7 protein-coding genes are annotated in these 6,966 nt (G+C 72.1%); 6 read left to right on the top strand and 1 reads right to left on the bottom strand.

Annotation, left to right across the window (positions count from 1 at the left end; all coding sequences use genetic code 11):
- Positions 1–63: 63 nt before the first annotated feature.
- Positions 64–1,269 carry an MFS transporter gene (locus GT045_RS37625; protein WP_161336955.1) on the bottom strand — a complete coding sequence of 402 codons (1,206 nt, stop codon included), beginning with the start codon at positions 1,267–1,269 and terminating at the stop codon, positions 64–66.
- Positions 1,270–1,526: 257 nt separating this feature from the next.
- Here GT045_RS37625 and GT045_RS37620 point away from each other — a divergent pair, with 257 nt between their 5' ends.
- From GT045_RS37620 to GT045_RS40840, 6 genes are read left to right on the top strand one after another with little or no spacing between them, the layout of a single operon-like run.
- Complete coding sequence (locus tag GT045_RS37620; RefSeq protein ID WP_161295196.1) at positions 1,527–2,783, top strand: sedoheptulose 7-phosphate cyclase; 1,257 nt, start codon at positions 1,527–1,529, stop codon at positions 2,781–2,783.
- A complete protein-coding gene (locus GT045_RS37615) occupies positions 2,780–3,550 on the top strand; it encodes a cupin domain-containing protein (protein ID WP_161295194.1) in 771 nt (256 codons plus the stop codon). Before GT045_RS37620 ends, GT045_RS37615 begins: the two co-directional genes overlap by 4 nt.
- Entirely contained in the window at positions 3,547–3,981 is a 435-nt protein-coding gene (locus tag GT045_RS37610; RefSeq protein WP_161295192.1) for a hypothetical protein, read from the top strand. The genes GT045_RS37615 and GT045_RS37610 overlap by 4 nt, the downstream gene beginning before the upstream one ends.
- Complete coding sequence (locus GT045_RS37605; protein ID WP_237539188.1) at positions 3,978–5,045, top strand: alcohol dehydrogenase catalytic domain-containing protein; 1,068 nt, start codon at positions 3,978–3,980, stop codon at positions 5,043–5,045. Before GT045_RS37610 ends, GT045_RS37605 begins: the two co-directional genes overlap by 4 nt.
- A 34-nt stretch (positions 5,046–5,079) precedes the next feature.
- Positions 5,080–5,865 (top strand): SDR family oxidoreductase, encoded by a 786-nt coding sequence (locus GT045_RS37600; protein WP_161336954.1) that lies wholly within the window; start codon positions 5,080–5,082, stop codon positions 5,863–5,865.
- Between the two features lie 31 nt (positions 5,866–5,896).
- Entirely contained in the window at positions 5,897–6,964 is a 1,068-nt protein-coding gene (locus GT045_RS40840) for a VOC family protein (protein ID WP_161295188.1), read from the top strand.
- The last annotated feature ends 2 nt before the right edge of the window (positions 6,965–6,966 follow it).

Genomic DNA, 6,966 nt, shown 5'->3' with positions numbered 1-6,966 from the left:
GGTGCGGGTGCGGGTGCGGGTGCGGGTGCCGGGCCGGATGCTTCCCGTGGTCATCACGGGGCCTCAGTTCACGGTCGCCGTACGCGTGTCCGGCTCGCCGGCCGCCGCCCGCTCGGGCTGCCCGGCCTGCTCGGCGCGCCGGTCGCGCACCAGCTCGAACAGCCCCAGGGCGAGCCCGAGGACGGTCACCGCGGCGCCCGCGACGGTGATCCAGCGCACTCCGGCCCCGTCCACGACGCGTCCGCCGAGCCACGAGCCGCCCGCGTTGGCGAGCTGGAACGCCGAGATGTTCACGGCGAGGGCGAGCGTGGGGGCGCCGGTGGCCGCGCTGAGGATGCGCGCCTGCAACCCGGGGATGATGGAGAAGGAGGCCGCGCCGAAGACGAAGACGAGCACGGCGGCGATGACCTGTACCGGTGCTGCGGCACCGAACAGCAGCAGGATGACGGTGAGCGCGGCGAGCAGTCCGCACAGGGCAGGCATCAGGGAGCGGTCGGCGAGCTTGCCGCCCAGCACCGTGCCGAGGACGGAGCCCACGCCGAACACGATGAGCAGCAGGGCCACCGCGTCGGTGGAGAAGTGGGTGACGTCGGTCAGCAGCGGCGAGATGTAGGTGAAGACCGTGCCGAAGCCGGCGCTGCCGAGCACGGTCATGACGATGGCGATCTGGACGCGCCGGTTGGTCAGCACCTTCAGCTCGGACGCGGCTCCGCCGCCGGTCGCCTCGGCGGGGCGGACGACCGCGGCGACGAGCAGGGTGGCCAGGGTGGTGATGCCGGCGACCGCCCAGAACGTCGCGCGCCAGCCGTAGCTCTCACCGATGAACGTGCCGAGCGGGACGCCCAGCACAGTGGCCAGGTTCAGCCCCAGGGAGACCTTGGCGACCGCGGTGCCGGCCTGCCCCTCGGGGACCATGTTGACGGCGAGCATGATGCCGACGGCGACGAACGTGCTGTGCACCAGGGCCGCCAGGACGCGGGCGACGACGATGACGCCGTAGCTCGGGGCGACGGCGGCCAGGACGTTGCCCGCGATGAAGACGGCCATCAGCACCAGCATCAGGGTCTTGCGCTGGATGCGGACGGTGGCGATGGTCACCAGGGGGCCGCCGATCACCACGCCCAACGCGTAGGCGGTGACCAGGAGTCCGGCGGAGGGGATGTCGATCCCCAGGTCGTCGGAGAGGCCCGGCAGGATGCCGGCGATGACGTACTCGGACGTCCCGACGCCGAAGACGCACAGCATGAGTGCGAAGAGCGGGAAGGTCATGGCGATCCTTCGAAGTGGCTTGCGGGGGAACGGCGTTGAGGGTCGCTTCGGTGCGGTGGTCCGGCTGTCCCTCGTGCCGGGACGCTCACGGTAATGCACCCCGCATGCATTTCAAAATACTTGACAAGTCATGGAATCTGTTTGAGAGTCTCGCTGGCGGGACGGATCGAGTCATCCCGTGACGGGGGGAGAGCCGGTTCGGTCGTGGCCCCCACCGTCCGTCGCAACGCAGCTCTCTACCTGTGAGGTGTGCTCTCATGCTCCCTTCCGACGTTCTGCGGCCCCAGGCCGCCGGATCGCAGTCCGGCGCCGGCGCCTTCCAGGAACCGTCCGGCCTCTACACGTTCAGCCAGCAGGTCGACTCCTGGGTCGTACGGGCCGCCAAGCCGGTCAGCTACGAGATCCGGTTCACCGACGACGTCCTCAACCCCGCCCGCACCGACCTGCTGGAGGCCGGCGGCAACGGAGTGAGCACCGCGGCCGGCGTGCGCCGGTTCGTGGTGGTCGACGCCAACGTCGACCTGCTCCACGGCGACCGCATACGCGCCTACTTCGACCACCACGGCGTGCAGCACCACCTGTGCGTCGTCCCGGCCGACGAGTCCGTGAAGAGCTTCGACACCGCTGCCCGCATCGTCGAGGAGATCGACGACTTCGGCATCGCCCGGCGCCACGAGCCCGTCATCGTCATCGGCGGCGGTGTGCTGATGGACATCGTCGGCCTGGTCAGCAGCCTGTACCGGCGCGGCACCCCGTTCGTGCGCGTCCCCACCACCCTCATCGGCCTGGTCGACGCGGGTGTCGGCGCCAAGACCGGCGTCAACTTCAACGGGCACAAGAACCGCCTGGGGACCTACTTCCCGGCCGACCTGACCCTGCTGGACCGCTGCTTCCTCAACACCCTGGACCGGCGGCACATCAGCAACGGACTCGCCGAGATCCTCAAGATCGCCCTCATCAAGGACGAGGGACTCTTCCAGATCCTCGAACGGCACGGCGCCCTGCTGCTGGAGGAGAAGTTCCAGGGCCTGTCGTCCACCGGCGAGCTCGCCGGCGCCGAGACCCTGCGCCGCGCCATCCACGGCATGCTCGAGGAACTCCAGCCCAACCTCTGGGAGGCCAAGCTGGAGCGCGTCGTCGACTACGGCCACACCTTCAGCCCCACCGTCGAGATGCGCGCCCTGCCCGAGCTGCTGCACGGCGAGGCCGTCTGCGTGGACATGGCCCTCACCACCGTGCTCGCACAGCACCGCGGCATGGTCAGCGAGACCGACCGCGACCGGGTGCTGGCCACCATGCGCGCCCTCGAACTGCCCAGCTTCGACGACCTGCTGACCGGCGAGATCCTCGCCGACGCGCTCCAGGACACCGTCCGGCACCGTGACGGCCAGCAGCGCCTCCCGCTGCCCGTCGGCATCGGCCGCGCCACCTTCGTCAACGACGTGACGGCGCAGGAACTCGCCCACGCGGTGGCCGACCTGCGCTCCCTCCAGCACGAGCGGGCGCGCCGATGAGCCCCTCCCCGACCGCCTCACCCGCCGCCCTGGTCGCCGACGTCACCACCCCGGCCGACGTGCACGGCGTGCACGGAGCCAGGGGCCTGTCCCACTGGAAGTGCCTGGCCGGCCGGCACGACCTGGCCGGTGAGTGGGAAGCGGTCGAGTGGGCCAGCATCCCGCCGGGCGGCGTCAGCGGCGAGCACCGCCACACCCGTACCGAGGAGCTGTACTTCCTGCTGTCCGGCGAGGGCGAGATGTACCTCGACGGCACCCCGCACCCCGTCTCGGCCGGCTCCCTGATCCTCACCGGCCTCGGCACCGTCCACGGCCTGGTGAACACCGGAACCACACGCCTGGACTGGCTGGTGGCCGAGATCCGTTCCCCCCACACCAGCCGCTCCCTGCGCGGCCGCACCACCACCCCGCCCGATGCCGTCGACAGGCGAACAGAGGATGACGTGAACGCCCGGATCCACCACCTGCCCGAAGAAAAGCGCATCGACCCCACCACGTTTCTCACCGGTCCGCTGCGGCTCGTCGAGGCCGTGACCGTCGGCGCCGGCGAGCACCTCGACCTCGCCTCCACCGACACCGAGCACACCGTCTTCGTCCTGTCCGGCTCGGGCACCGCCCACGCCGCCGACAGCCAGGCCCCGCTGCGCACCGGCGTGTCGGTCACCCTGCCCAAGGGCACCTCCGCCCGGCTGACCGCCGCCGAGGACGGACTGCGCCTGTTCCACGCCGAACTCTCCCTGCAGCAGCCGGCCGTGGAGACCCGATGATCGTCACCGAACCCGGCACCCCCACCCGCGCGCTGCGCCCCGCGGGCACCCCTGCCGCCACCTGGCGCTGCCTGGCCCGCCGCGGCATGCTGCACAGCGAGTGCGAGACCTTCGACCACGTGGTCCTGCCGCCCGGCGGCTCCAGCCGGCACGACGACCCCGGTGTGGAGCAGACCGTCCACCTCGTGCGCGGCGACGCCGAGCTGCTCACCCGGGACGGGACCCGGCCCCTCGCGGCCGGCGACGTGGTGCTGGTCGGCGCCACCTCCGGCGCCGTCCTCCAGGCCGGCCCCGAGGGCACCGAACTCCTCGTACTGCGCGTCCTGTCGAGCACCTCCCGCGCCGTCCTGCCACCCCGCGTACCCGAACTCCCGGTCCACGAACGTGCCATCGGCGTTCCGGCCGGCCCGAATCAGGAGCGCGCCGCATGACCCTCCCCACCACCACCGGCTGGCCGACCGGGACGATGCGCGCGGCCGCCGTCGCCGCCCCGCACGTCTCCAAGATCCTCGACCTGCCGATCCCCGCACCGGCGCCCGGCGAGGTGCTGGTGCAGCCGCTGCGCGTCGGCCTGTGCGGCACGGACCTGGAACTGCTGCACGGCACCGCCAGTTACGTACGTGACGGCCGGGCGCCCTACCCGCTCGTCTTCGGCCACGAGTGGGTCGGCCGGGTCGTCGCCGTCGCACCGGACGCGGAGCGCGGCACCGGCGCCCGGCTCCGCGCCGGTGACCGGGTCGTCGGCCACACCATGATCAGTTGCGGTGACTGCCGGGCCTGCCACCGCGGGCGGCGCAACGAGTGCGCGGCACTGCGCGAGGTCGGACTCTACGGACAGCAGGGCGCCGCCGCCCAGTACCTGCGGATGCCCGCGCGCGCCCTGAGCGTCGTACCCGAGGACGTCCAGGACGCGGAGGCCATGCTCGTGGAGCCGGCCGTCACGGTGCTGGAGGGCCTGGAGCGGGTGCGCTGCGCCCCCGGTGACCGGGTACTGGTCATCGGCACCGGCACCATCGGCCTGCTGGCGGTCCAGCTCACCGCACGCATGGCCGGCGCGGTCGACGTCGTCGGCGTCGAGGACAACGGACTGGCCACGGCACGCCGTATGGGCGCCCGCCACGCCTTCCTCCCCGGCGAGGCCCCCGCCGGCCACTACGACGTCGTCGTCGAGGCGTCCGGCGCGGCCCCCGCCTTCCACGACGCCCTGCGCTGCACGGGCGTCGGCGGCCGGATCGCCGCCGTCGGTGTCGCGACAGAGCCCGTCGACGGCGTCCACATCGGCGAACTGGTCCTGCGCGGCGTCACCGTGCACGGCATCCGGCACGGTCTCGACCAGTACGACCGCGTCCTGAAGCTCTTCCAGGACAAGGCGCTCACCGCGGAGGGGATGATCGCCGACGTCCTGCCGCTGGAGCGCGTGGGCGACGCCTTCGCCCTGCTCCAGGACGCCGGCCGCACCGCCCCCAAGGTGGCACTCGACCCCAGCGCCGCGTGACGACGAAGCCCCCTCCACGAACCGAAGGACAGTCATGACCAGGCCCATCAGCCTCATCACAGGCGCCAGTTCGGGCATCGGCGCCGAAGCGGCGCGCGCGTTGGCCGCCGTCGGCCACGACCTCGTGATCGGCTACGGCAGCAACGAGCGGGCCGCCAAGGAACTCGCCGCCGAACTCGCCTCCGCCCACGACGTCGAGGCCCACACGGTCGCGTTCGACCTCACCCGCCCCGCGCACGCCGCCGAGCAGCTGCGCTCCGCGGTACGCACCGCCGGAGGTCTGGACGTGCTGGTGAACAACGCGGGCGTCAACCGCCGCGCCGCCGTCGTCGAGGAGGATCTCGACTCCTGGCACCGCGTCCTGGACGTGAACCTCACCAGCCCCTTCGTGCTGGCACAGGAGGCGGCCCGCGTGATGATCGACCAGGGCCGCGGCGGGCGCATCATCAACGTCACCAGCGTCCACGAGCACATCCCCATCACCGGCGGCAGCACCTACTGCGTCGCCAAGAGCGGCCTCGGCATGCTCACCAAGGTCATGGCGATGGAACTGGCGCCGCACCGCATCACCGTCAACGCCGTCGCCCCCGGCGAGACCGCCACCCCCATGAACGGCGTCCCGGCGGGTCACCCCGCCACCGCCATCGCGCGCCCCGCCATCCCGGCCGGCCGCCCCGGCGGCCCGCACGAGGTGGCCGGGCTGATCCGCCACCTCGCCTCGGCCGAGGCCGCGTACACCACCGGCACGTCCGTCGTCGTCGACGGCGGCCTCAGCCTGGTCGCCGCCGAGGCCAACGCCGCCCACGCCGGCCGTCTGTGAACACCCTCTCGCCCCGAAGGAAGAACCACCGGTGACCTCCATACCCACCGCCAGCAACGTCGACCACCACGCCTTCACGGTGCCCGACCTCGACGAGGCCGTCCGCTTCTTCACCGAGGTCCTCGGCGCCCAGGAGCTCTACCGCATCGGGCCCGTCCAGGACGACGGCGACTGGATGCGGCGGCAGCTGGCCGTCCACCCGCGCGCCAGCGCGCACATCGCCATGCTGCGGCTCGCCGACACCAACATCGAGCTCTTCGAGTACACCGCCCCCGGCCAGCGCACCGAACTCCCGCGCAACAGCGACGTGGGCGGCCACCACCTGGCCATCGGTGTCGCCGACATCGACGCCGCCGTCGCCTTCCTGCGCGAGCGGTCCGACGTCACCGTGCTGGGTGACGTCCAGACCATCACCGACGGCCCGATCGCCGGCAACCGCTGGGTCTACTTCCGCGCGCCCTGGGGTCTCCAGATGGAGCTCCAGCAGGTCGGCGAGGACCTCCCGTACGAGAAGGAGACCGACGCGCGGCTGTACCGGCCCGTCCCGGACCCCGCCCTGCCCGCCCCGGCCCTTCCCACCGCCCTCGGCGTCGACCACCTGTGCTACACGGTGCCCGACCTCGACCAGGCGCTCGAGTTCTTCACCGGCGTCCTCGGCGGTGAACTCCTCTACCGCGTCGGTATCGCCGCCGACGCCGACTACTGCCACCGGCAGCTGGACGTCCCGCAGGACATCGACGTCGACGCGGCCATGGTGCGCCTCGGACCGGTCACCAACATCGAGCTGTTCCAGTACACCGTCGCCGACCAGCGCACCGAACTCCCGCGTAACAGCGACATCGGCGGCCACCACCTCGCCTTCTACGTGGAGGACGTCGATGCCGCCGTGGCCCACCTGCGCACCGTGCCCGGCGTCGAGGTGCTCGGCGAGCCGCAGCTGATCGAGGACGGCGGACCCATCCACGGCGACCGCTGGGTCTACTTCCGGGCGCCCTGGGGCCTGCAGATGGAGGTCCTCAACATGCCCGACGGCATGCCCTACGAGCAGCACACCAGCGCGCGCCGCTTCGGTCCCAGCCCGTCCTGGAACCACCGCTGACC

Origin of the sequence: Streptomyces sp. SID486 (assembly GCF_009865385.1) — a bacterium.
Taxonomy (GTDB): domain Bacteria; phylum Actinomycetota; class Actinomycetes; order Streptomycetales; family Streptomycetaceae; genus Streptomyces.
Note: the sequence above shows the minus strand (reverse complement) of the source record. Positions and strands in the feature narration are given on the sequence as shown.

Excerpts from the sequence above, each read along its gene's own strand:
- GT045_RS37615 (WP_161295194.1), top strand. The coding sequence starts at position 2,780 with ATGAGCCCCTCCCCGACCGCCTCACCCGCCGCCCTGGTCGCCGACGTC.
- GT045_RS37620 (WP_161295196.1), top strand. The coding sequence starts at position 1,527 with ATGCTCCCTTCCGACGTTCTGCGGCCCCAGGCCGCCGGATCGCAGTCC.
- GT045_RS37625 (WP_161336955.1), bottom strand. The coding sequence starts at position 1,269 with ATGACCTTCCCGCTCTTCGCACTCATGCTGTGCGTCTTCGGCGTCGGG.
- GT045_RS37610 (WP_161295192.1), top strand. The coding sequence starts at position 3,547 with ATGATCGTCACCGAACCCGGCACCCCCACCCGCGCGCTGCGCCCCGCG.
- GT045_RS37600 (WP_161336954.1), top strand. The coding sequence starts at position 5,080 with ATGACCAGGCCCATCAGCCTCATCACAGGCGCCAGTTCGGGCATCGGC.
- GT045_RS37605 (WP_237539188.1), top strand. The coding sequence starts at position 3,978 with ATGACCCTCCCCACCACCACCGGCTGGCCGACCGGGACGATGCGCGCG.